Source organism: Mesonia sediminis, assembly GCF_042684705.1.
GTDB classification, from domain to species: domain Bacteria; phylum Bacteroidota; class Bacteroidia; order Flavobacteriales; family Flavobacteriaceae; genus Mesonia; species Mesonia sediminis.
The window spans coordinates 76,079-98,840 of sequence record NZ_JBHULZ010000004.1 but is presented as its reverse complement, the minus strand read 5'-3'; the positions used below and the strand labels follow the sequence as shown (position 1 = coordinate 98,840).

Annotated in this window: 22 protein-coding genes; 16 read left to right on the top strand and 6 right to left on the bottom strand. The window is 36.5% G+C overall.

The genetic code is table 11. From position 1 onward, the window contains the following. Window positions 1–2: 2 nt before the first annotated feature. Window positions 3–2,204, bottom strand: coding sequence for a S46 family peptidase (locus ACFSQ0_RS00835; RefSeq protein WP_379042774.1), 2,202 nt, complete (start codon window positions 2,202–2,204; stop codon window positions 3–5). A gap of 271 nt (window positions 2,205–2,475) precedes the next feature. On the opposite strand from ACFSQ0_RS00835, the gene ACFSQ0_RS00830 reads away from it, so the two are divergent. From ACFSQ0_RS00830 to ACFSQ0_RS00810, 5 genes are all read left to right on the top strand, one after another. Further along, window positions 2,476–3,780: a dihydrolipoamide acetyltransferase family protein gene (locus tag ACFSQ0_RS00830; RefSeq protein WP_379042771.1), complete on the top strand. Its 1,305-nt coding sequence runs from the start codon at window positions 2,476–2,478 to the stop codon at window positions 3,778–3,780. 36 nt (window positions 3,781–3,816) lie between these two features. After that, window positions 3,817–4,182 (top strand): four helix bundle protein, encoded by a 366-nt coding sequence (locus tag ACFSQ0_RS00825; RefSeq protein ID WP_379042769.1) that lies wholly within the window; start codon window positions 3,817–3,819, stop codon window positions 4,180–4,182. A gap of 50 nt (window positions 4,183–4,232) precedes the next feature. Further along, complete coding sequence (locus tag ACFSQ0_RS00820) at window positions 4,233–6,335, top strand: alpha-ketoacid dehydrogenase subunit alpha/beta (protein ID WP_379042766.1); 2,103 nt, start codon at window positions 4,233–4,235, stop codon at window positions 6,333–6,335. Window positions 6,336–6,401: 66 nt separating this feature from the next. After that, window positions 6,402–6,866 (top strand): hypothetical protein, encoded by a 465-nt coding sequence (locus ACFSQ0_RS00815; protein WP_379042763.1) that lies wholly within the window; start codon window positions 6,402–6,404, stop codon window positions 6,864–6,866. Between the two features lie 170 nt (window positions 6,867–7,036). Further along, window positions 7,037–7,483, top strand: coding sequence for a ferritin-like domain-containing protein (locus ACFSQ0_RS00810; RefSeq protein ID WP_379042760.1), 447 nt, complete (start codon window positions 7,037–7,039; stop codon window positions 7,481–7,483). Between the two features lie 67 nt (window positions 7,484–7,550). On the opposite strand, the gene ric is transcribed toward ACFSQ0_RS00810, so the two are convergent. Then, entirely contained in the window at window positions 7,551–8,282 is a 732-nt protein-coding gene (gene ric / locus ACFSQ0_RS00805) for an iron-sulfur cluster repair di-iron protein (protein ID WP_379042757.1), read from the bottom strand. A 45-nt stretch (window positions 8,283–8,327) separates the two neighbouring features. Next, complete coding sequence (locus ACFSQ0_RS00800) at window positions 8,328–8,780, bottom strand: RrF2 family transcriptional regulator (protein WP_379042754.1); 453 nt, start codon at window positions 8,778–8,780, stop codon at window positions 8,328–8,330. 120 nt (window positions 8,781–8,900) lie between these two features. Here ACFSQ0_RS00800 and ACFSQ0_RS00795 point away from each other — a divergent pair, with 120 nt between their 5' ends. From ACFSQ0_RS00795 to ACFSQ0_RS00760, 8 genes are all read left to right on the top strand, one after another. Next, window positions 8,901–9,407 carry a c-type cytochrome gene (locus ACFSQ0_RS00795; protein WP_379042751.1) on the top strand — a complete coding sequence of 169 codons (507 nt, stop codon included), beginning with the start codon at window positions 8,901–8,903 and terminating at the stop codon, window positions 9,405–9,407. 62 nt (window positions 9,408–9,469) lie between these two features. Next, a complete protein-coding gene (nosZ, locus tag ACFSQ0_RS00790; RefSeq protein WP_379042889.1) occupies window positions 9,470–11,392 on the top strand; it encodes a Sec-dependent nitrous-oxide reductase in 1,923 nt (640 codons plus the stop codon). Between the two features lie 83 nt (window positions 11,393–11,475). After that, window positions 11,476–12,084, top strand: coding sequence for a hypothetical protein (locus ACFSQ0_RS00785; RefSeq protein WP_379042748.1), 609 nt, complete (start codon window positions 11,476–11,478; stop codon window positions 12,082–12,084). Continuing rightward, a complete protein-coding gene (locus ACFSQ0_RS00780; protein WP_379042745.1) occupies window positions 12,081–12,509 on the top strand; it encodes a nitrous oxide reductase accessory protein NosL in 429 nt (142 codons plus the stop codon). The genes ACFSQ0_RS00785 and ACFSQ0_RS00780 overlap by 4 nt, the downstream gene beginning before the upstream one ends. A 19-nt stretch (window positions 12,510–12,528) precedes the next feature. Next, window positions 12,529–13,770, top strand: a complete 1,242-nt coding sequence (locus ACFSQ0_RS00775) for a nitrous oxide reductase family maturation protein NosD (protein ID WP_379042742.1) — start codon at window positions 12,529–12,531, stop codon at window positions 13,768–13,770. Continuing rightward, on the top strand, window positions 13,770–14,477 hold the full coding sequence (locus ACFSQ0_RS00770; protein WP_379042739.1) for an ABC transporter ATP-binding protein: 708 nt from the start codon (window positions 13,770–13,772) through the stop codon (window positions 14,475–14,477). The genes ACFSQ0_RS00775 and ACFSQ0_RS00770 overlap by 1 nt, the downstream gene beginning before the upstream one ends. Beyond that, window positions 14,470–15,252, top strand: a complete 783-nt coding sequence (locus ACFSQ0_RS00765) for an ABC transporter permease (protein WP_379042736.1) — start codon at window positions 14,470–14,472, stop codon at window positions 15,250–15,252. Before ACFSQ0_RS00770 ends, ACFSQ0_RS00765 begins: the two co-directional genes overlap by 8 nt. A gap of 10 nt (window positions 15,253–15,262) precedes the next feature. Then, window positions 15,263–16,483, top strand: coding sequence for a hypothetical protein (locus ACFSQ0_RS00760; RefSeq protein WP_379042733.1), 1,221 nt, complete (start codon window positions 15,263–15,265; stop codon window positions 16,481–16,483). A 182-nt stretch (window positions 16,484–16,665) separates the two neighbouring features. On the opposite strand, the gene ACFSQ0_RS00755 is transcribed toward ACFSQ0_RS00760, so the two are convergent. From ACFSQ0_RS00755 to ACFSQ0_RS00745, 3 genes are read right to left on the bottom strand one after another with little or no spacing between them, the layout of a single operon-like run. Beyond that, a complete protein-coding gene (locus tag ACFSQ0_RS00755; protein ID WP_379042730.1) occupies window positions 16,666–17,193 on the bottom strand; it encodes a DUF4136 domain-containing protein in 528 nt (175 codons plus the stop codon). Between the two features lie 11 nt (window positions 17,194–17,204). Beyond that, window positions 17,205–19,190: a urocanate hydratase gene (locus ACFSQ0_RS00750; protein WP_379042727.1), complete on the bottom strand. Its 1,986-nt coding sequence runs from the start codon at window positions 19,188–19,190 to the stop codon at window positions 17,205–17,207. 21 nt (window positions 19,191–19,211) lie between these two features. Beyond that, on the bottom strand, window positions 19,212–19,370 hold the full coding sequence (locus tag ACFSQ0_RS00745) for a DUF5522 domain-containing protein (RefSeq protein WP_187240747.1): 159 nt from the start codon (window positions 19,368–19,370) through the stop codon (window positions 19,212–19,214). A 219-nt stretch (window positions 19,371–19,589) separates the two neighbouring features. On the opposite strand from ACFSQ0_RS00745, the gene ACFSQ0_RS00740 reads away from it, so the two are divergent. From ACFSQ0_RS00740 to hemL, 3 genes are read left to right on the top strand one after another with little or no spacing between them, the layout of a single operon-like run. Further along, complete coding sequence (locus tag ACFSQ0_RS00740; RefSeq protein WP_379042722.1) at window positions 19,590–20,516, top strand: 1-aminocyclopropane-1-carboxylate deaminase/D-cysteine desulfhydrase; 927 nt, start codon at window positions 19,590–19,592, stop codon at window positions 20,514–20,516. Then, window positions 20,513–21,367 (top strand): glucosaminidase domain-containing protein, encoded by an 855-nt coding sequence (locus tag ACFSQ0_RS00735; protein ID WP_379042719.1) that lies wholly within the window; start codon window positions 20,513–20,515, stop codon window positions 21,365–21,367. The genes ACFSQ0_RS00740 and ACFSQ0_RS00735 overlap by 4 nt, the downstream gene beginning before the upstream one ends. A gap of 14 nt (window positions 21,368–21,381) precedes the next feature. Further along, on the top strand, window positions 21,382–22,665 hold the full coding sequence (hemL, locus tag ACFSQ0_RS00730) for a glutamate-1-semialdehyde 2,1-aminomutase (protein ID WP_379042716.1): 1,284 nt from the start codon (window positions 21,382–21,384) through the stop codon (window positions 22,663–22,665). Window positions 22,666–22,762: the final 97 nt, after the last annotated feature.

Here is a 22,762-nt window from a genome sequence, read left to right as displayed (position 1 = left end):
AATTAAGAACGTCTTTTTGACTTTCTTTTCTTTTTAGCTTTTTTACGTTTTGGCGTTTGTTTTTTCTTAGGGTGTACCAATTGCATCTCATCTATAAGATGCTGAGCATTGGCATACTTGTCAATTATAAATAAAATATAACGCGCATCAACCATTATATTTCTAGAAATAGCCGGGTCATAGTAAATATCACTCATTGTACCTTCCCAAACACGGTCAAAATTCAAACCTATCAAATTTCCGTAGGCATCGATCACGGGGCTACCTGAATTTCCTCCAGTAGTGTGGTTGGTGCCTATGAAATTTACGGGTAATTTACCGTTTTCTGCATACTGTCCATAATCTTTAGCTTCGTATAAGTCGATAAGTTTTTGGGGCACATCAAATTCATAATCATCTTTTACATATTTCTCCATTACTCCTTCTAAATGCGTAACAGGTTCATAATAAACTGCATCTTTAGGACTGTAACCTTTCACTTGACCGTAAGTTACACGAAGCGTACCATTTGCATTAGGGAAAATTCTAGCTTCTTTGGGGCTGGTTTCAACAATTGCTTTCATATACTCAGCCTGTAAAGCGTCAATTTCTAAACGCATTTTACGGTAAGACGGTAATACTTCACTATAAAATGCAATGGCATTATTTTTCACAAAATCATAACCAGGGTCTTCTTGTAGTTTTTTTAAAACTTCTTTCGCGTCTCCCTCTAAAAGCGCAGCCAGTTTATCATATTCGGTTAAAGCCGATTGAGAATAAATTTGCTGAGTTAATTTATTTAAGTTAATATTTTCGTAAACATCGGGTAAAAATTCTTTAGGCATTTCTTCGGCATAAAAGGCAATCACCTTTTCAAAAACTTTTTCATCTACCTTTTGACTATAATCTTTGTATGCCGACTGAGTATCTTTTAAAAAGTTATTTTTTCTATCGTTAAAAGATTGTTCTCCTCTAAAATTATAAACCTGCTCAAGCTGATAAAGTTGAAAGCCTGTACGCAAAAGTTCTACGTTTCTTAAAAAAGCTTCAGAAAATAGATTGTAAGCCAAATCATAATCTTTAAAATCGGCGTAAGCTTCTTCAAAGTCATTTAATATATGGCCGTATTCATCTTTTAGCCCTTTTTGCGCTAGAGTCTGAGTAAATTGGTCTTCAAGATTCCTTTTAATACCAACCGCATCGGTTTTAGTTAAGCCTTGGCTCTCACCAATCCACTTTTTATAATAATTGGCGATACGGGCATATTTAGAGGCATATTTAATTTTTATTTCTTGGTCTTTTCGCATAAATGCATCCTGCTCTTTAAGCGCCACCTCGCGAATTCCAATTCGAGCCGGATTGATGGTCTCAATCAATTGTTCTACTGCTACAGCCGGTAAGTACTCGTCGGTGGTACCAGGATAGCCAAAAACCATAGTGAAATCGTTTTCTTCAACACCGTCTAAGCTAACCGGTAAAAAATGTTTCGGCGTGTAGGGGACGTTGTCCTTACTGTATTCTGCAGGCTTATTGTCTTTATTGGCGTAAATCCTAAAAAGAGCAAAATCGCCAGTATGTCTAGGCCACATCCAGTTGTCTGTATCTGATCCAAATTTACCTATTGAAGAAGGAGGAGCACCCACTAAACGGATGTCTTTAAAGGTTTCTACCCTAAAAAGCATAAATTGATTACCGTCATAAAAAGTGCTTACACGGTTAGTTTGCCAAGTCTCTTTGGGTGAATTATTTACAACGTCTTGTTTGTTCTTTTCAATTATTTGCTGTCTCTCTTCCTCGTTAGAAGCTTCTTGAGTGCCCGCTAGTACTTGGTCGGTAACATCAGAAATTTCAACGATAAAGGTAACGGTCATTCCCGGATTAGGCAGCTCTTCTTTAAAATTCTTTGCCCAAAATCCATCGGCTAAATAGTCGTTTTCAACACTTGAATGGGACTGAATTTGCCCATAACCGCAGTGGTGGTTGGTAAGCAATAAGCCTTTAGGCGAAATAACCTCAGAGGTACAACCGCCGTTAAAGTGAGGTACAGCATCTTTTAAACTACTATTGTTAACACTGTAAATGTCTTCAGCGCTCATTTTCATTCCTAAGTTCTGCATCTCGCTTTCATTCATTCCTTCTAATAAAGACGGAATCCACATTCCGCCTTGTTGAGAAAACACGGGGAAAGCGAGTAAAAAGATAAATAATCTAATAAGTTTCTTCATGGTAATGGTATTATAATTTATGGTATAATATATACACGATTTATTGGGTTGCAAAATACTAAAAATACTTTAGTTATTCTCACGCTAAAAATGCTTAAAGTGCCATTTTTATAGGGGGTAATGCTCTTTTGTTCGTTTAGTTTCGACCAATTATGAGGTTTGAATCAATTAAATTGGTATAAAATCATGATTAAACTACTTTTCTAGCTGGTATTGCTAGGCTAAAATGTTATTTTTGTTAGCCATGTAAATAAACATACACAGACCATTTATGTCAAGTATAGAATTTAAACTGCCCAAAATGGGCGAAAGTATTTCTGAGGGTACCATTATCAATTGGTTGGTTAAAGAAGGAGATGCTATTGAGCAAGATCAAATAATCTTAGAAGTAGCCACAGATAAAGTAGACTCTGAAGTTCCAGCACCTGCATCGGGTGTAATCACAAAAATTTTAGCACAAGTTGATGAGGTAGTAAAAGTTGGTGAGGTAATTGCAAAAATTGAGGTGTCAAAAGACCAAGCGGTACCGGCGAAAAAAGCTTCCGCGGAAGCGAAAAAAGAATCGCCCAAACCGGCAAAACCAAAAGCGTCTAAGAAAAAACCGTCGGCAAGCTCAACTTCAACTTCGCAAAGTTATACGCTAAATAAAAATCAGAACACTTACATCTCACCGCTGATTCAAAATATAGCTATAGATTATCACATTAGCTATGAAGAGTTGGCCCGTATTCCGGCAACAGGTAATGAGGGCAGGTTACGCAAAAGTGACGTTTTTAAATATATAGAAGAGGGAAGACCTGCGCAGTTTGCCCAGCCTGTGCCCGAGGTTGACGGTTTTAAGGTACCTGATTTGAAACTGGATAAAGGAAAAGGCGAAATAATAGCAATGGACCGCATGCGACAAATGATTGCCGATCATATGGTGTATTCTAAACATACTTCGCCTCACGTTACGGCCTATGTTGAAGCCGATTTAACCCAGATGGTAAATTGGCGCAACGCCAACAAAAATGCTTTTCAAGAAAAATATGGTCAAAGACTTACCTTTACTCCATTATTTGTTGAGGCTGTGGCGAAAGCGGTGAAAGATTTCCCCATGATAAATGTTAGTGTAGACGGTAAAAACATCATTAAAAAAGAGGAAATCAATATAGGAATGGCAACAGCTTTACCTAGTGGGAACCTCATTGTTCCTGTAGTTAAAAATGCCGATAAAAAAGATTTACCTACTATTGCTGCCGAAGTAAATGCATTAGCCGAGAAAGCTAGAAATAACAAATTAAAGCACGAGGAAACCAGCGGTAGCACTTTTACAATCTCTAATGTAGGTACTTTTGGTAGTTTAATGGGAACCCCAATTATCAATCAGCCTGAAGTGGCTATTCTGGCAACGGGAATTATCAAAAAAAGAGCAGAGGTGATAGAATATGATGAAGAAGATAAAATAGAGATTAGAAGTATGATGTACTTGTCGCTTTCTTTTGATCATCGTGTAGTAGATGGTTTCCTTGGCGGAAGTTTTTTGCGTCGGGTGGCCGATTATTTTGAAGATTTTAATGAAAAGCGGACGATTTGATGCAGGACATTTTGTAACAGGACTAAATAAAATTTGATGCGAAGACATAATTTTAAAAAATTACAAATCTGGAAAGAAGCGGTGGAGTTAATAGATGAGAACTATCTCTTTACGGCCACTTTACCAGATTATGAGAGATATGGATTGAGAACGCAAATGAATCGTTGTTCTGTATCTATTGCTTCTAATATCTCGGAAGGTTCCAGTAAACGAACTGATAAACATTTTGTAAAATATTTAGAAGATAGCTTAGGTTCTGCCTATGAATGGGAAACCCAATTGGCAGTTTGTTATCGTCAAAATTTTCTTTCAGAAGAAAGTTATTTGAATTTAGAGAGTAAAGTACAAAAATTACAAAGTAAAATCTCGAATTTTATTGACAGTCTTGATTCTATTAACTGAAATAGTCGTGGTTCAAAGCGTCTTGTTTCGTGATTCTAAAAAAATAAAAAATGATTAAAAAAGATATACTAAAAAAAGCCTTCTCTAACCTGTGTACCGCGAAAGCCTTAACAGAGTTATACGAAGAGAATTTTAAAACCGTATCTAAATATGTGCATGCCACTTCTCGTGGACATGAAGTGATTCAAATTGCTGTAGGTATGCAACTGCTACCGCAAGATTACGTGTTTCCCTATTATAGAGACGACTCTATTTTGCTATCTATAGGTATGCAGCCTAAAGATCTAATGCTTCAAGTACTAGCAAAAAAGGATGATCCGTTTTCTGGCGGCCGCACTTATTATTCGCATCCCAGTTTAAAAGATGCCGATAAACCTAAGATCCCGCATCAAAGTTCAGCTACAGGAATGCAAGCCATTCCCGCAACTGGTGTAGCTCTAGGGATGCATTATCGTGAAGGTGGCGATTTGTTTACCGAAGATGAAAAGTATGCTTTCTATAAGCAAATGGGACAAGAGGAAGCTTTGGTAAACGGAGAAAAACCGGTCGTGGTGTGCTCTTTAGGGGATGCTTCTGTTACAGAAGGAGAGGTTGCCGAGGCCTTACAAATGGCTGTTCTTAAAAAACTACCTATTTTGTATTTGGTTCAAGATAATGGTTGGGATATCTCGGCCAATGAGGCTGAAACAAGAGCCCAAAACGCCGCTGAGTATGCACAAGGTTTCAAAGGTTTAGAAGCCTTCTCGATTGACGGTACCAATTTTGAAGAAAGCTATACCACGGTTCAAAATGCACTAAAAACCATCCGTAAAGAAAGAAGACCCATATTGATTCATGCCAAAGTACCTTTGCTAAATCACCATACTTCGGGGGTGCGTATGGAGTTTTATCGTGATGATTTAGAGGAGGCAAAAACACGCGACCCGTATCCTAAAATGAAAGAATACCTCGCGGAAAATAACTTTACGGAAGATGAAATCGAAGCCATAGAAGCTCTGGCACGCGTAAAAGTAAAAGAACATTACCAAGAAGCACTACAAGCAGAAGATCCTAAGCCAGAAGATTTATTTACGCATGATTTTGCACCAACACCGATTACCGAAGAAAAAGGAGAGCGTTCACCAGAAGGCGCAGATAAGGTGGTGATGGTTGATTGTGCTCTTTTTGCTATTGAAGAGCTGATGAAGAAGCATAAAGAATGCTTGCTATACGGGCAAGATGTTGGCGGCAGATTAGGAGGTGTGTTTAGAGAAGCTGCCACCTTAGCGCAAAAGTTTGGAGATAACCGCGTGTTCAACACCCCAATACAAGAGGCTTTTATAATAGGGTCTACCGTAGGTATGTCTGCGGTTGGCTTGAAACCAATTGTTGAGGTACAATTTGCCGATTATATCTGGCCAGGATTAAACCAACTGTTTACAGAAGTAAGTCGAAGCTGCTTTTTGTCTAATGGCAAGTGGCCAGTATCTATGGTGTTGCGAGTGCCTATTGGCGCATACGGTAGCGGTGGTCCTTATCACTCTTCTTCGGTAGAAAGTGTGGTAAGTAATATTAGAGGTGTAAAAATAGCTTATCCTAGTAACGGAGCCGATTTAAAAGGATTGATGAAAGCCGCTTATTACGACCCAAATCCGGTAGTAATTTTTGAACACAAAGGATTGTACTGGAGCAAAGTGCCGGGAACCAAGGGGGCAACCTCTATAGAGCCGAGTGAAGACTATGTGTTGCCATTTGGAAAAGCTTGGATTTTACAAGAAATCTGGAAGCAAGAAGACAAAGAGACCTTGAGTATTATTACTTATGGGATGGGCGTGCATTGGGCCGTGAACGCTTCCGCGGAATTAGGTCTACAAGATCAAATTGAAGTGGTAGATTTACGAACTTTACATCCACTTGATGAGGAGACGATAATGAAATCCGTAAAGAAATGCGGCAAATGTTTAGTTGTAACCGAAGAGCCGTCCGACAATACTTTTGCAAGAGCTTTATCGGGAAAAATACAAGAAAAATGTTTCAAATCTTTAGATGCTCCAGTAATGACGATAGGCTCAGAAAATATGCCTGCGATACCTTTAAACTCAACGTTAGAAGAAACTATGATTCCTTCTACAGAGAAAGTGAAATCTAAAATTCAATCTTTATTAAATTATTAACCAAATTGGTGATTTTAATGTAAAAGTCAGCCTGAAAGGTTTCAAGCTGGCTTTTTATTTTTTGCGATGGTTTACGAGGAAAAACAATACCCTAAATTTTTAAATTTATTACTCATTATTTTATGGCTACTAAGTCTTTTGGGAGCAATTAGTATTAGTGCAAGAGGAGAAAACCCTTTGGGACTCCTTATTGCGTTAGGACTCATCAGTTTAATGCTTGCCTTGTTTTATAGAATGCTCATCCGTGTTGAGCAAAATGCTATTTTAATCGTTTTTGGCCTAGGAATAATTCGTAAAAAGATTGATTTGACAGGAGTTGATGTAAATGAATTTTGTGTTAGGAAAATACCTTGGTGGTATGGTATTGGCTGGAAATCGGATTACCAGGGGAACATATTTTTTTGTAATAAGCCAGGGTTAGGTTTGGGTATAAAATTTAAGGGAAGCAAGCATTTACTTATTATAAATACTAAAAATCTAAAAGCATTACAGGATAGTATTGTAAAAACTAGGCTTTTAGAAAAAGATTGAAAAATAAAATGTAGTAAGATATTTGGTTTAAGTTGATGAAATCTTAAAATTATTTTAAGGGCTATAAGGCTAACGTTAATCTTAGTTAATGGCATAATAAGCCTGTGTTAATACAGCGCTTTAAATGGCTTTGGTGTCGTAAATTAGAGGAAATTAAAAAACTTAAAACTATGGAATTTAGAAAAGAAGTCGCAGACAAATTAAACCAACTACTAGAAAAAACCTATGATGCCGAAAAAGGTTATAAAGAAGCGGCAGATAACGTTAAAGATGCGAAGATGAAGTCGTTTTTACAAGAGCAAGCGCAACAACGCTATAATTTTGGTCACGAGATTAAGCAAGAAATTAGAGCTTTTGATCAAGAGCCAGATAAAGGAGGAAGTGCAAAGGGCTCTTTACACCGAACGTGGATGGATGTTAAAACTGCTTTTTCAGGAAATGAGAATGAAACCGTTATGAAAGAAGTACAACGAGGGGAAGAAGCTGCTCTTGAAGATTATGATGAAATTTTAGCGGAGTCTACTTTACCGGGTACTACAAAAGATATTCTAAGAAATCAAAGACAACAAATTGCGCAAGCGAAACAAAGTGCTTCGAACTGGGAAGTTATTTCATAATAGGTATTAAAATAAACTAGAAACGCTCGGGTGTACACCCGAGCGTTTCTGTTGAAAAAAAGTAAAATTAAACAGCAACATCTTGCTCTTTTTCTAAAGCGATTGCTTTAGGAAACAAGATATTATTTTCGAGGTGTATATGTTTGTGTAAATCCTCTTCAAATTCTTTTAGCATCGCAAAGGTCACGCGGTAAGTATTACAAGCATCGGCTGGGGGGGCGTAGCTATTTGTGTTTTTTTCTATAACCTGCAGTAATTCGCCGGCTTCGGTATGCTCATGTTCCATCATGTTAATAGGATTTTCAACACTGCCAAAATGCGGCCTTTCTAGCGGTTGATGAGTAAGTTTATGGTTGATCATTTTTCTGATAAACGGGAAGAGTATTAATTCTTCTTTTTTCATATGCGAAGCCAATTCTTTGGCTAAGGCATTAAAAGCATCGTGAATGGTAAATAACTCCGGATGTCTTTCGCCATGTACTTTGCATAACTTGGTTAAGAATTGTTGCAAGACAGGACTTTTTTCACTTACATAGCGATGATGTGTTTTCTCGATATAATCGGCTAATAAATCCAGAGGCCAAGCTCTAAAATCTGGTTCGCCTGTTGTTTTTTCGGTGAAAACATGCTGTAATTGATTCTCCAATTGTTGCTTGTTTATTTTTTTTAGATCACAAACATCATTCACTTTTCGATTTCCGCGACAGCAAAAATCAATTCCGTATGCATTAAAAATAGCTGCAGTTCGGTAGTCTTGAGCTACTAGCTCTCCAATTTGTTTATTCAATATATTCTCCATAACGCATTAATTAAGACAAGAATGTCCGATTTAGATATAAATTTTTTATTCTTTTAAAAAAGTAGTGTTTTCATCAACTGCTCTAGCTAAATCTTCCAAGGTTGTGCTTACTAAGGTTTCCTTTAATTTTTCTCGGATAGGTAAAATTTGAAAATGCAGAGCGCAGGGTTTTGATGCACTACATTTTTCAAATCCTAAAGCACAACCGTTATAAGAACCTTCTCCGTCAATAGCAAAAACAATATCTTTTAAAACTACTTTTTTAAGATTCACTGGGGTAACAAAAAAACCACCTTTGGCCCCTCTGTTACTTTCAATAATGTTTGCTTTAACCAATTTCTGTAAAATTTTGGCTGTAAAGGCTAGAGGACTATTAATTTCTTCAGCTATATCTTTAAGTTTAACTGCTTTATTTTCCAGTCCTTTTTGACCTACATAAGTTGCAGCTTTTAAAGCGTGCGAACAAGATTTAGAAAAAATACCACTTTTATTAATCATACTGCAAAGATAGAGTACATGATCAGGACAAAAAAGTCTTTTTTAATGATATTAGTCATATTTTAAAAATCTATACTCCCTTATCTTTGTTTCGATTTAATAACCGAAAAATCAGTAACAATGAAAAACTATTTAAAATTAAGCGTTCTTATGTTAGCTTTTGCAGGAATACTAGTAAGCTGTGGAGGAGACAACAAGAAAGAAGAGAAAAAGGAGAAAATTACTTTAAATCAAGCTGAACCAGTAAAAAAGGAGAAAAAAGCCGATAAGGTTCCAGCTTCTAAACGTGTAGATTTAGATAACAAAGGGGTAGGTCCTATCACCAGTGTTGATTTACCTGCAGATATAGATCAAGCTATGGCAGCCAAAGGGAAAGAAGTATATGAGAAAATGTGTACAGCTTGCCATAAAGTTGATAAGCGTTTTATAGGGCCCGCACCTAAGGGAATTTTAGAGCGTAGATCTCCAGAATGGGTGATGAATATGATTTTGGCGCCAGAACGAATGGTGAGAGAAGATCCTTTGGCTAAAGATTTATTGATAGAATTTAATGGATCACCAATGGCTAATCAAGGCTTAACCGAGGAAGAAGCGAGACAAGTCTTGGAGTATTTTAGAACACTATAAACCAAAAATAAATAAACATGAAAATTCTAAACTTAGGTATTGGGCTCTTAGCTGCCGCAGCGATGATGAGTTGTGGTGACAATGTCAACAAGAAAAGTAGTGCTGGAGGTGCTTTAAATAGCAGCGCAGCAGAAAAAGTTTACGTAGCACCTGGAGAACAGGACGAGTATTATGCATTTATATCTGGAGGATATAGCGGAAATTTAACCGTTTATGGTTTGCCTTCGGGAAGATTATTTAAAGAAATTCCTGTTTTTAGTCAATTTCCAACTTCAGGTTATGGCTACTCAGAAGAAACAAAGCCAATGTTAAATACCTCGCATGGTTTTATCCCTTGGGGAGATTCGCACCACCCAGATATTTCACAAACTGAAGGGGTAACTGACGGACGTTGGATTTTTATAAATGAAAACAACACACCTAGAATCGCGAGAATCGATTTAGAAACTTTTGAAACAGTGGAAATTATTGAGGTGCCGAATAGTGCAGGGAATCACAGTTCTTCTTTTGTAACTGAAAACACTGAGTATGTAGTAGCCGGGACTAGATTCTCTGTTCCTGTTCCGCAACAAGATATCAGCATAAAAGAGTATAAAGGTAAATTTAAAGGAGCCTTGTCTTTTATTGGAGTTGAAAAAGAAACTGGGCATATGGATATAAAATTCCAATTGTTAATGCCAGGATTTAATTACGATCTTTCTCACCCAGGTCGAGGCGATTCTCACGGTTGGTTCTTCTTTACAACTTATAATACAGAAGAAGCAAGCACTTTATTAGAGGTAAACGCTTCGCAAAATGATAAGGATTTTATCGCAGCTGTAAACTGGAAAAAAATTGAAGAGTACATTAACAATGGTGGAGGAAAAATGATGCCTTCGAATTATGCGCATAACGTGTATGATCATAATTCTCATACCGCTACTTCAACTATGAAAAAAGAGGTACGGGTAATTGATCCTACAGAAGTTCCTGGTGCGGTTTACTTGCTGCCAACACCTAAATCACCTCACGGTTGTGATGTATCACCAGATGGTAAGTACATTGTAGGTAATGGTAAATTATCGGCTAACTTAACTGTTCACTCCTTTGAAAAAATGCAAGAGGCAATAAAAAATGAAAAGTTTGAAGGTGAAGCTTACGGTATTCCTATTTTAAGTTTTGAAGATGTATTGGCAGGACAAGTAGAGCAAGCAGGATTAGGACCTCTTCATACCGAATTTGATGACAAAGGAAATGCCTACACTACTTTCTTTATCTCTTCTGAGGTTGTGAAATGGAAATTAGGTACTTGGGAAGTTATTGATAGAAAACCTACTTATTACTCTGTAGGGCACTTAACAATTGCAGGAGGTAACTCAAGAGAGCCAGATGGCAAGTATATGTTTGCGATGAACAAAATTACTAAAGATCGTTATTTACCAACTGGACCAGAATTAGAGCACTCTGCGCAATTATATGATATTTCTGGAGAGAAAATGGAATTGCTGCTAGATTTCCCAACTCACGGTGAGCCACACTACGCTGCTGCTATTAAAGCAGATAAAGTAGCGCCTAATTCAAAGAAATTTTATAAGTTGAGTGAGAACACACACCCATTTGCAGCAAAAAGCGAAGCCGAAACTAAGGTAGTTCGTGAAGGTAATGTAGTACACGTATATATGACAACAATACGTAGTCACTTCTCGCCAGATAATATTGAAGGAATTAAAGTAGGCGATAAAGTTTACTTCCACATCACTAACTTAGAGCAAGATTTTGATGTACCACACGGATTTGCAATTATAGGGCAAAACAACTCTGAGTTGTTAATTATGCCAGGTCAAACTAAAACTTCGGTTTGGGAACCTAAACAAGTAGGAGTATGGCCATTCTATTGTACAGATTTCTGTTCTGCTCTTCATCAAGAAATGCAAGGATATATACGTGTTTCACCAAAAGATTCTGACATTGAGTTAGAGTGGTCTTTAGGTGAGGATGTAGAATAATAATTGTTGTTTAATTGATTTTTTGAAGGCAGGGATTATCAAGTCTCGATGGTCTCTGCCTTTTTAATTTAACAAAATTGAGTATGAAAAGTGCAAGTATTATAATGATAATAGGCTCGGCTTTATTGTTTAGCTTATTTATTTATCCGTTATGGACAGTAGAGTTGGAAGCTCCCCAATATCCAGACGGTTTAGGAATGTACATTCATCTCGATGGTCTTCAGGGCTTTACCGAGTATGATTTGCAAAATATTGATGGTCTAAATCACTATATTGGTATGCAAAAGTTACCTACTCCAGCAGATATGTGGGAGTTTAGAACTTTCCCTTTGGTAGTAGGAGGAATGGCTATTCTAGGAGTATTAATTGGCTTTTTAGGTTTGTTTTCTAAAGTGTCTCATAAATGGTTTTTAGGTTGGCTAGTGATGATGACAGTTTTAGGTATCTTAGGTATGTACGACTTCAATGCTTGGTTGGTAGATTACGGTACAAACCTTGATCCCAAAGCAATTATTAAAGTGGTAGATGCAGATGGAAACCCGTTTAGCTATAAACCACCCTTGCTAGGCCGACGTGATATACTTAACTTTACAGCGGTTTCTTATCCAGCTCTAGGCGGAATTTTATTAACCGTAGGGATGCTATTAACTTTTATAGCCTATTTAATAGGGCTAAAATCTTCAAAGAAATGAAAAAATTAGTCGCCATATTCAGTTTTATAACTTTGGTGAGTTGTAGTAAAGAAAAGCAACCAATCGCTTATGGAGAAGATAGTTGTGATTTTTGTAAAATGACGATTGTCGATCAAATTCACGGAGCAGAAATAGTTACAGATAAGGGTAAGGTATATAAATTTGATGCTTTAGAATGTTTAATAGATTTTAAACAAGAAATGGTTAAAGAAACACCAGAACAATTCTTTACCAATCATTATCTAGTACCCTCAGAGCTTATCTCTGCCCAGACGGCGATTTACCTAATTTCTGAAAATATTCCTAGTCCTATGGGCGAATTTATTACTGCTTTTCCTAATCGAGAACAAGCCCAAAAGGTGCAGCTAGAAAAAGGAGGTGCAATCTATACCTGGAATGAAATTCTAGACCAGCAGCAAAATTAAATCAATTGAATCTGAAGCTATGCTACAAGGTTATTTTAAATCTATTTTATTAATAGTAGTTTTCTTGATTGGGGCAAATACGCTTTATGCTCAAATTGAGGTATGCGAAACTTGCCCTTATTCTAGCATTAAGAAAGCTGTGACAGAAGCGCGAAGCGGTGATACTATTCATATTAAAAAGGGTACTTATCGCGAGAATAAAATTGTAATAGACAAGCCTCTTTACCTAAAAGGTTATGATTACCCAGTGATTGATGGTCTTAACAAGGCCGATATCCTAAATGTATTTGCCGATGGTGTTCGAATATCTGGAATTAAATTAATTAATGTAGGTTCCAGTTATACAGAAGACTATGCTGCTATCCGCGTAAGCAAAGCAAAAAATTTCATTCTTGAAGACTTAATACTCGAAAAAATATTTTTTGGTATTTATTTAGAAAAAGCCAGTGATGGTATTGTACGTAATAATAAAATATTAGGCGATGCTGTATCAGAACATAATTCGGGTAATGGCATCCAGTTATGGTATTCAAAACGTATTACCATTAAAGAAAATTTAATTCAAAAAGTGCGTGATGGAATCTATCTTGAATTTGCAGACCATTGTATTATAGAAGATAATATAAGTAAGGACAATTTGCGCTATGGTCTTCATTTTATGTTTAGCAATGACGATGCTTACGCACAAAATATTTTTGAAAATAATGGTGCTGGTGTTGCAGTTATGTTTTCTAAGCGGATTGAGATGAGGGCGAACCACTTTAGGTACAACTGGGGAACGGCTTCTTACGGTTTGTTGCTTAAAGAAATTAATGACGCCGAAATTGTTGAGAATATTTTTGAAGAAAATACAACAGGAATAAATATTGAGGGCTCCAATCGTGTAAATTACCTTAAGAATACTTTCAAGAATAACGGATGGGCAGTAAAGGTGCGTGGTGCTTGCTATGAGAATAAATTTTTAGAAAATAATTTTTTGTATAACTCTTTTGATGTTAGTTACAATAGTAAGTTAAATAATAATTTGTTTTTAAATAATTACTGGAGCTCCTATACGGGCTATGATTTAGATGAAGACGGTTTTGGAGATGTGCCGTATAGACCAGTAAAACTATTTAGTTATATCGTAAATAGAACACCTGAAACTATTATTTTGATGAGGAGTTTATTTGTTGATATTATTGACTTTTCAGAAAAAGTGTCCCCGGTGTTTACACCCGATAACTTAGTAGATAAAGCCCCTTTAATGAGAAAAAAGTAATGATAGAAATTAAGAATATTCATAAAAAATTCGGGAAAAACAAAGTGCTTAAAGGGATAGATTTAGAAATCCCCAATCAAGGTATCTTTGCCGTATTAGGTCCAAATGGCTCAGGTAAGACAACTTTAATAAAATCAATTTTAGGTATGGTGGTTCCAGATCAAGGTGAGATTTTTATTCAAGGTAAAAGAACTCATGCCAATGGTCTTTATAGAAAAAATATTGATTACCTACCACAAATCGCTAATTTCCCAGGTAATTTAGGGGTTAAAGAATTATTAGGAATGATAAAGGATTTACGTGGAGGTAATGCCCAAGCAGATCATTTGATCAAATTATTTCATTTAGAGCCTTTTTTAGATAAGAAATTAAGCAACCTATCAGGAGGTACCAAGCAAAAGGTAAACATCGTTTTAACTTTTATGTTTGATAGCCCTTTAATTATTTTAGATGAACCAACCACAGGCTTAGATCCAATTGCATTACTTCATTTAAAAGAACTGATACAGCGAGAAAAAGAAAAGGGTAAAACTATTTTGGTTACTTCGCATATTATGAGTTTTGTTGAAGAAATCTCAGACGAGATTGTTTTTATTCTCGAAGGGAAAATTTATTTTAAAGGCAATATTCATCAACTAAGAGAAAAAACCCAACAAACCGATTTTGAACACGCAATTGCTCACCTTTTAATGAAAAACCATGCTTAAAATTTTAAAATACAGTTTCTTCGATTTAATAAGAAGCCGATGGAGCTATGTCTACCTGTTGTTCTATTTGCTTTTGTCGTTTGTACTTTTGTTCCTTAATCAGGATTTATCCAAAGCGGTAATAACTTTAATGAACGTAATCATAATTTTGGTGCCCTTAATAGGGACAATTTTTGGGGTTATGTATTATTATAATTCTAAAGAATTTACAGAGTTACTATTGGCGCAACCTGTTAAACGTTCCTCTATATTCTTAGGTCAATACTTAGGCGTAGCTTTATCGCTGGTAATGAGCTTGGTTCTTGGGTTGGGCATTCCTTTTGTACTTTATGGTTTGTTTCAATCGGGTGCTATTTGGAACTTTAGTTTGCTGTTAATTACTGGAGCAATGTTAACTTTCATATTCACCGCCTTAGCATTTAATATTGCATTATATAACGAGAATAAAATTAAAGGATTCAGTTATGCCATATTGCTTTGGCTTTTTCTCGCTGTAATTTATGATGGATTGTTTTTAATGTCTTTAATTATGTTTGAAACATACCCCTTAGATAAATTCACACTCATAGCCACTACTTTTAATCCTATAGACCTTTCTAGAATTTTAATTTTACTAAAGTTAGATATCGCTGCACTTCTAGGGTACACAGGAGCGGTGTTTCAAAAGTTTTTTGGTACTAATTTGGGTTTATTTGCTGCGCTATCAACCCTTATGATTTGGGTGATTTTACCCGTACTTAATATTGCAAGAAAAGCTAAAAAGAAAGACTTTTAAAATAATATTAATGCAAGTAAAACAAAGCATCCAACTTTACATAGCACTGGGCCTATTTTTAGCAGCTATTGTTGGAGGTTTAGCTTTACGCATGTTGTTCTTTGTCGATTTACCTGTCGTTTTTAAACATATTGTTCACGCGCATTCCCATACAGCTATTCTCGGTTGGATTTATCTAGCCTTGGTACTCTTGATTTATAAGAACTATTTAAAAGACTGGGTGCCAAATCGGGTTTTTTTGTGTATTTATAGTTGTACCTTGATAAGCATAGTCGGTATGATGCTTAGTTTTCCCATTCAGGGCTACGCTGCGGTATCCATATTTTTTTCGACCCTATTTTTATTTTGCAGTTATGGCTTTTATTGGTCTTTTCTAAAATATATTCCAAAAGAAAAGCGAGCAAGTCCGGCTTATAAATGTACGCACCTAGCCCTACTATATATGGTTATTTCGAGCATCGGACCTTGGGCCATTGGTCCTATTATGAGCATACTGGGAGCAGATTCACCTTGGTACCGAGTAGCGATTTATTTTTACCTGCATTTTCAATATAATGCGTGGATGATTCTAGCGCTCATAGGCGGATTTTTATTCGTTTTAGAACAAAAGAAAGTTTACATGCGACAAGCTAATTTTAAAAGCTTTATAATTTTTTTTCATTGGGGAGTGTGCTTAAGTTTTTTGATATCAATTTTGTTTCTTAAACCAGGCTTTTGGATGCATATCTTGGCTATAATAGGAGGTGTTTTTCAATTTTTGGCTTTATGGTATTTGGTAACTTACTTTAGAAAACAAGCCTTTATGCTGCCTGTCGTTAATTCAAAACTAAATGCGAGTTTATTAAAAACAGTACTGTTGTTCTATTTTGTAAAACTACTAATGCAATTGCTAGCTGCTTTTCCTTTTATATCAAATTATATAGTTAATTTTAAAAATTTAGCAATTGGTTTTTTACATTGGGTGTTTTTAGGAGTTGTAACTCCGGCAATTTTTTATCTATTACACCAAAGCAATTTATTGAGCCTAACTTCTAGAAACTATAAGATCTATTTGCTTGGGTTCGTACTAACAGAAATTTTAATTTTTTGGCAGGCTTTGATGAAAATTTTTAATGCGCCCGCACTGCCTAATCTCTATCAGTGGTTATTTGCAGCCAGTTGCTTAATTGCGATTTCGGTAGGAGGGATTTTCATTAGCACATTTAAAAGAAACAGAAAAGCTACATCTTAACACATTAATTTTGAAAGGATTTTTTCTAGTCTGCTATTAACAAATATCAAGGTATTTCAAATTGGCAATACAGGCAGTACAAATGTAAAACCATTGATTAAAGGGTGTCAGTTATTAAATAAACATAAAAGCTATTCTAAAATAAGAATAGCTTTTATGTTTGTTAATGACTTAAACTGATTTTACTTCTCAGGCGGATACTTTTTTAAAATCTCGTGTACAATTTCTTGAATACGTTCAATCTTGGTTTCGCGATCTTTTGAAAGCGGGCCCTCACCTATTCCTTGCCAAACCAGCTCCATTGATTCTCGATCAACCAAATCTATAAATAATGTACCTTCGGTTTCTCGTGAAACGGTATTATGCCAATGGCTCCCATAAAAGGGGGAGAAGCCCCAGCCATATCCAAAGTTATTTTGATAGATATTTACATTTTCTTTAGTTTTCGTAAAAATACTAATCAATAAATCTGCACTTTTCTTTTTTTGTAAACCTTTGGCTGTAAGTTCCTTTTCTATGGCCTTTAGAATTCGCCTTTTATCTAAATCAGAAATTTTAGCTTGGTCAATACCAGGTTTATAAAACGCAAAACTTTGGTAGTGGTCAAAATTCACTTTTTGGTCATAATCTGTAGTAACTTGCACACTAGAGCAAGCCCCTAAGAAAAATAGAAATAACAGTAGGCTTGATATTTTTAGAAAGGCTCTCATAAAAAACGTATTTAAAGATTATTCAGCAAATCTTCATCAACCATCTGGGGTAATGTAACCTTGAGGTTTGGCTCGTTTTCCATCGCTCTTTTGATGGCAAAAATAGCCCCCTCATTTCTGGCCCAAGATCTTCTGGCAATACCATTGTTAACATCCCAGAACAACATTGATTTTAAGCGATTTGCAGCTTCTTTAGAACCATCAAGAACCATACCGAAGCCTCCATTTATTACTTCGCCCCAGCCTACGCCTCCACCGTTGTGTATACTCACCCAAGTGGCTCCTCTAAAGCTATCACCTATTACGTTATGAATGGCCATGTCTGCCGTAAATTTACTTCCGTCATAGATATTTGAGGTTTCTCGATAAGGCGAATCTGTTCCAGAAACGTCGTGATGATCTCTACCTAAGATGACCGGACCAATCTCACCTCTTTCTATCGCTTCATTAAAGGCCTCGGCGATTTTCATACGGCCTTCTGCATCGGCATATAAAATTCGTGCTTGTGAACCTACAACTAATTTATTCTCTTGAGCACCTTTAATCCAAGTAATGTTGTCTTGCATTTGTTGCTGAATCTCTTCCGGTGCGCCCTGCTTTAAGCTTTCTAACACTTGAGTGGCAATAGCATCTGTTTTTACGAGATCTTTTGTTTGGCCCGAAGCACAAACCCATCTAAAAGGACCAAAACCGTAATCGAAGCACATAGGTCCCATAATATCTTGTACATAACTAGGATATTTAAAGTCAATTCCGTTATCCGCCATAATATCTGCTCCTGCTCTGCTGGCTTCTAGTAAAAAAGCATTGCCATAATCAAAAAAGTAAGTTCCTTTGGCGGTATGTTTGTTTATTGCTTTTGCGTGCCGTATTAAACTGCGTTGTACTTCTTTTTTGAATTGGTCTGGGTCATTAGCCATCATTGTATTTGACTCCTCATAGCTTAGCCCTACGGGGTAATAACCGCCGGCCCACGGATTATGCAAAGAGGTTTGGTCACTGCCCAAATCAATATGAACATTTTCTTCATCAAATTTTTCCCATACCTCGACAATATTTCCAGCGTAAGCTATCGAAACCGCTTCTTTATTTTTTAAAGCATCTTTAACACGCTTTACTAGTTCATCTAAATCGCTTATTACCTCTTTAACCCAACCTTGCTCGTGTCTTGTTTTGGTGGCTTTTGGGTTTACTTCTGCGCAAACGCTAACGCAGCCTGCAATATCTCCTGCCTTAGGTTGTGCTCCACTCATACCACCTAATCCTGAAGTTACAAATAAACCTCCTTTTGGCGATTTTTTAATCTTTCTAAATCCGTTTAAAACGGTTATAGTGGTTCCGTGAACGATACCTTGCGGTCCTATGTACATATAGCTTCCGGCAGTCATTTGCCCGTATTGGGTCACGCCCAAAGCATTAAATTTCTCCCAATCATCTGGTTTAGAATAGTTCGGTATCATCATACCGTTAGTTACCACTACTCGAGGAGCTTCTTTGTGCGAAGGGAATAAACCCATGGGGTGCCCACTGTACATCACTAGCGTTTGCTCATCATTCATTGTGGCTAAATATTGCATCGTTAATCGGTACTGTGCCCAATTTGAAAAAACCCCACCGTTACCGCCATAAGTGATTAATTCGTGCGGGTGTTGGGCAACCGCGTGATCTAAATTATTTTGAATCATGAGCATTATGGCCTTAGCCTGTGTAGACTCACCAGGATACTCATTTATATCACGAGCGTATATTTTATAACTGGGTCTAAACCTATACATGTAGATTCGGCCGTAATCTTCCAATTCTTGTTTGAACTCAGGTAGGAGCGTAGCGTGATGTTTCTTATCAAAATAGCGTAAAGCATTTTGCAACGCCAGAACTTTTTCGGTTTCGCTTAAAATTTCTTTCCTTTTAGGGGCATGGTTAATACTCGGGTCGTATGTTTTTACAGGAGGTAAATCGTCTGGGATTCCTTGTAGTATTTCTTCTTGAAAAGTCATGGTTATTTGGAGTTTGCTTTTTTAATCTCTGTTTTTATTAAATCCGTAAGGGCAATGCCTACAGCCGCTCTTGCAACAATACCCGCGTTTGAGGTGGTATTGCTCTGTAAAGCATTTATACCCTTGGGGCGTTAAGTAGTAGTCCCCTTCGGTTAAAGGTATTCGTTTCTTAATATTCATAATGCTCAAAAATACATTTTTTTAAATTGAAACTGAAATAGAATGCAAAGCCTAAATCTAATTTGTTTCATTAACTAGATCCGTAAAATTAAGTAAAATGCTTATTGGCTTCTTTTGAAGCTTAAAGCGGATTTGTAAACGATTTAATAAAAAGAATAACCGCTGTTTTTTCATCTCATGACTTGTATAAAGGCTAACCGAATTTTATATTTTTGTAAAATGTTACACTGCCAAGAAAAATCAAAAAATCAATTTATTTTTAAAGATGAACAACGAAAAGTTGAACTCTTTGTAAAACGTGAAGACCTTTTGCATCCATTGGTTTCTGGAAATAAGTTTAGGAAATTAAAATATAATTTAATAAGGGCACAAAAAGAAGGGTTCAAGCAGTTGCTCACTTTTGGGGGGGCATTTTCAAATCATATTTTGGCCACTGCTGCGGCTGCGAACGAACTTGGTTTTAAAAGTATAGGTGTAATACGCGGAGAAGAACTGGGTAATGAAAATTTGCCTAAAACCCTTGAAACTAATAGCACCTTAAGGCAGGCAGTAAACTTAGGAATGCAACTATATTTTGTTTCGCGGCAGGATTACCGTAATAAAAATGAAAATGATTATTTAGAGAAGTTACAACAAAAATTTGGTTCATTTTATTTAATTCCTGAAGGCGGTACCAATGAATTAGCTATTCAGGGATGCGAAGAAATTTTAACACCCACAGATTTACATTTTGATTATGTGGCCGTTGCCGTGGGTACCGGCGGAACCATAAGCGGAGTAATTAACTCCTCGTTTGAAAGTCAACAAGTATTAGGTTTCCCTGCTCTGCGTGGAGATTTTTTAAGAGCAGAAATACAGCGGTTTGCTAAAAAAGATAATTGGCAACTTATACTAAATTATCATTTTGGTGGTTATGCTAAGGTAAATGAAGAACTTATAACATTTATTAATACTTTTAAGCAAGATTATCAACTTGCTTTAGACCCTGTGTATACTGGTAAAATGATGTATGGACTTTTAGATTTAATCAAAAACAATTATTTTTCTAAAAATACCCGTATTTTAGCGCTGCATACCGGAGGTTTGCAAGGTATTTATGGAATGAACGTAAAATTAAAACAAAAAGGATTAAGCTTATTACAATGACAAAATCAATTCACATTAAGCTGCTTATTGCTGTGGCCTTAATTCTAGGTTCTTGCGGCACGCAAAAAAAAAGTGTAAACAACTCACGTAAAAATTCGACTCAAAAAGTAGTTTCTAAAAAAGAAATAGATCAAAGTGTAAGCCGAAATCAGACAACCAAAAAGCTGCCTAACTACAAAAAACCTACAAGCCAAAAACCAGTTTTTAAAGATAATAATGAGCGTTATGTTTATGATTACGCACAAATAGCTAAAGATGAAATGGCACTTTATGGTATTCCTGCTAGTATTACTTTGGCACAGGGTATTTTAGAGTCTTCTGCAGGCAAAGGAGAACTCACGCTAAAAAGTAATAATCATTTTGGCATAAAATGCAACGGATGGCAAGGAGAAAAAGCTTACCACGATGATGATGCTTTACAAGAGTGTTTTAGAAAATATAAAGATCCTAAATATAGTTTTAGAGACCATAGTTTGTTTTTAAAAGAAAGAAAGCGCTATGCGTTTTTATTTGAACTAGATAAAGATGATTACAAAGGTTGGGCACATGGCCTAAAAAAAGCAGGATACGCTACAGATCCTAGATATCCGCAAAAGCTTATCAGTATTATAGAGCGTTACCAACTTCACCAATACGATGACCATGTTTTGGGTAGTGGTAGCCGCAAAGGCAATCGTAGAAAAGCCGTTCGAGCAGATCATACCAGTATACGTTACACTGTACAAAAAGGGGACACCTTGTATACTATCGCCAAGCGATATGATTTAAGCGTAGACGAACTTAAAGCTTTAAATAAATTAAAAGACAATCATTTGAGTATTGGTCAAAAATTATATGTAAAATCACTGTAAAACAATAAAATTTCATGTATAAACGTAGTAGTGCATTATTTACCGAGGCTAAAAAGTACATACCTGGTGGAGTAAACTCTCCCGTTCGTGCTTTTAATGCTGTTGGAGGAGATCCTATTTTTATCAAGGAAGCCAAGGGAGCTTATTTATATGACGAAGATGGAAATGAACTCATAGATTATATAAATTCTTGGGGCCCTATGATCTTAGGTCATGCGTATCCTCCAGTGGTAAACGCAGTAATTGAGCGTACCAAAAAAGGAACTAGTTTTGGTACGCCAACTGAGATCGAAACTGAGATTGCCAAATTGGCTGTAGAAATGGTACCCGGTATAGATCAAATAAGAATGGTAAATAGCGGTACAGAGGCGTGTATGAGCGCTGTACGTCTTGCACGAGGATTTACTAAGAAAGATAAGATTATAAAATTTGCGGGTTGTTATCACGGGCATAGCGATTCTTTTTTGATCCAAGCCGGTAGTGGTGCGGTAACATTCGGTAGTCCTAATAGTCCTGGAGTAACCCAAGGCACAGCAAAAGATACGCTTTTAGCCACTTATAATGACTTAGGTAGTGTTGAAGCTTTAATAAACGCTAATAAAAATGAGATTGCCTGTATTATTTTAGAACCAGTTGCTGGTAATATGGGGTGTATTCCACCTCAAGAGGGTTTTTTAGAAGGCTTACGCAGTTTGTGTGACCATAACAATATCTTATTAATTTTTGATGAGGTGATGACCGGCTTTAGATTATCGGCTGGGGGGGTGCAGGAAAGAAAAAACATCTCTGCAGATATTGTTACCTTTGGTAAGGTAATTGGCGGTGGTTTACCTGTTGGTGCATTTGCAGCAAGACAAGAAATAATGAATCATCTAGCGCCTTTAGGTAGTGTATACCAAGCCGGTACTTTAAGTGGTAACCCGCTAGCGATGTCGGCTGGTTTAGCTATGCTGCAGAGCTTAAAAAACGACCCAGAAGTATTTAAACGTCTTGATGAAAAAACAGAATATTTGCGAGATGGTTTAGTAAAAGTGCTAGAGAAAAACAATATTGATTTCACAATTAATCAATATGGTTCTATGCTTTCAGTTCACTTTTCTAATGAGCCTGTAGTAGATTTTGATTCGGCTGCGCTAGGAAACAATGATTACTTTAAACGGTTTTTCCATGGCATGCTTAAAGAAGGGGTTTATATTGCTCCAAGTGCTTTTGAGACCTGGTTTATTACAGATGCCTTGACTTACGCAGATTTAGATAAAACTATCGCTGCCGCGGATAGCGTCACAGCTAACTGGTAAAGCTATATTTAAGCAATTGATTACCTTGATGTAGAGGAATAAATAACGTAAATTTTTTTGAAAGAAAATCAGCTGTAGCAAAAATTACAGCTGGTTT

What these genes read in the sequence shown, in the direction of transcription:
- ACFSQ0_RS00835 (WP_379042774.1), bottom strand. Translation starts at nt 2,204, where the DNA reads ATGAAGAAACTTATTAGATTATTTATCTTTTTACTCGCTTTCCCCGTG.
- ACFSQ0_RS00830 (WP_379042771.1), top strand. Translation starts at nt 2,476, where the DNA reads ATGTCAAGTATAGAATTTAAACTGCCCAAAATGGGCGAAAGTATTTCT.
- ACFSQ0_RS00825 (WP_379042769.1), top strand. Translation starts at nt 3,817, where the DNA reads ATGCGAAGACATAATTTTAAAAAATTACAAATCTGGAAAGAAGCGGTG.
- ACFSQ0_RS00820 (WP_379042766.1), top strand. Translation starts at nt 4,233, where the DNA reads ATGATTAAAAAAGATATACTAAAAAAAGCCTTCTCTAACCTGTGTACC.
- ACFSQ0_RS00815 (WP_379042763.1), top strand. Translation starts at nt 6,402, where the DNA reads ATGGTTTACGAGGAAAAACAATACCCTAAATTTTTAAATTTATTACTC.
- ACFSQ0_RS00810 (WP_379042760.1), top strand. Translation starts at nt 7,037, where the DNA reads ATGGAATTTAGAAAAGAAGTCGCAGACAAATTAAACCAACTACTAGAA.
- ric (WP_379042757.1), bottom strand. Translation starts at nt 8,282, where the DNA reads ATGGAGAATATATTGAATAAACAAATTGGAGAGCTAGTAGCTCAAGAC.
- ACFSQ0_RS00800 (WP_379042754.1), bottom strand. Translation starts at nt 8,780, where the DNA reads ATGATTAATAAAAGTGGTATTTTTTCTAAATCTTGTTCGCACGCTTTA.
- ACFSQ0_RS00795 (WP_379042751.1), top strand. Translation starts at nt 8,901, where the DNA reads ATGAAAAACTATTTAAAATTAAGCGTTCTTATGTTAGCTTTTGCAGGA.
- nosZ (WP_379042889.1), top strand. Translation starts at nt 9,470, where the DNA reads ATGATGAGTTGTGGTGACAATGTCAACAAGAAAAGTAGTGCTGGAGGT.
- ACFSQ0_RS00785 (WP_379042748.1), top strand. Translation starts at nt 11,476, where the DNA reads ATGAAAAGTGCAAGTATTATAATGATAATAGGCTCGGCTTTATTGTTT.
- ACFSQ0_RS00780 (WP_379042745.1), top strand. Translation starts at nt 12,081, where the DNA reads ATGAAAAAATTAGTCGCCATATTCAGTTTTATAACTTTGGTGAGTTGT.
- ACFSQ0_RS00775 (WP_379042742.1), top strand. Translation starts at nt 12,529, where the DNA reads ATGCTACAAGGTTATTTTAAATCTATTTTATTAATAGTAGTTTTCTTG.
- ACFSQ0_RS00770 (WP_379042739.1), top strand. Translation starts at nt 13,770, where the DNA reads ATGATAGAAATTAAGAATATTCATAAAAAATTCGGGAAAAACAAAGTG.
- ACFSQ0_RS00765 (WP_379042736.1), top strand. Translation starts at nt 14,470, where the DNA reads ATGCTTAAAATTTTAAAATACAGTTTCTTCGATTTAATAAGAAGCCGA.
- ACFSQ0_RS00760 (WP_379042733.1), top strand. Translation starts at nt 15,263, where the DNA reads ATGCAAGTAAAACAAAGCATCCAACTTTACATAGCACTGGGCCTATTT.
- ACFSQ0_RS00755 (WP_379042730.1), bottom strand. Translation starts at nt 17,193, where the DNA reads ATGAGAGCCTTTCTAAAAATATCAAGCCTACTGTTATTTCTATTTTTC.
- ACFSQ0_RS00750 (WP_379042727.1), bottom strand. Translation starts at nt 19,190, where the DNA reads ATGACTTTTCAAGAAGAAATACTACAAGGAATCCCAGACGATTTACCT.
- ACFSQ0_RS00745 (WP_187240747.1), bottom strand. Translation starts at nt 19,370, where the DNA reads ATGAATATTAAGAAACGAATACCTTTAACCGAAGGGGACTACTACTTA.
- ACFSQ0_RS00740 (WP_379042722.1), top strand. Translation starts at nt 19,590, where the DNA reads ATGTTACACTGCCAAGAAAAATCAAAAAATCAATTTATTTTTAAAGAT.
- ACFSQ0_RS00735 (WP_379042719.1), top strand. Translation starts at nt 20,513, where the DNA reads ATGACAAAATCAATTCACATTAAGCTGCTTATTGCTGTGGCCTTAATT.
- hemL (WP_379042716.1), top strand. Translation starts at nt 21,382, where the DNA reads ATGTATAAACGTAGTAGTGCATTATTTACCGAGGCTAAAAAGTACATA.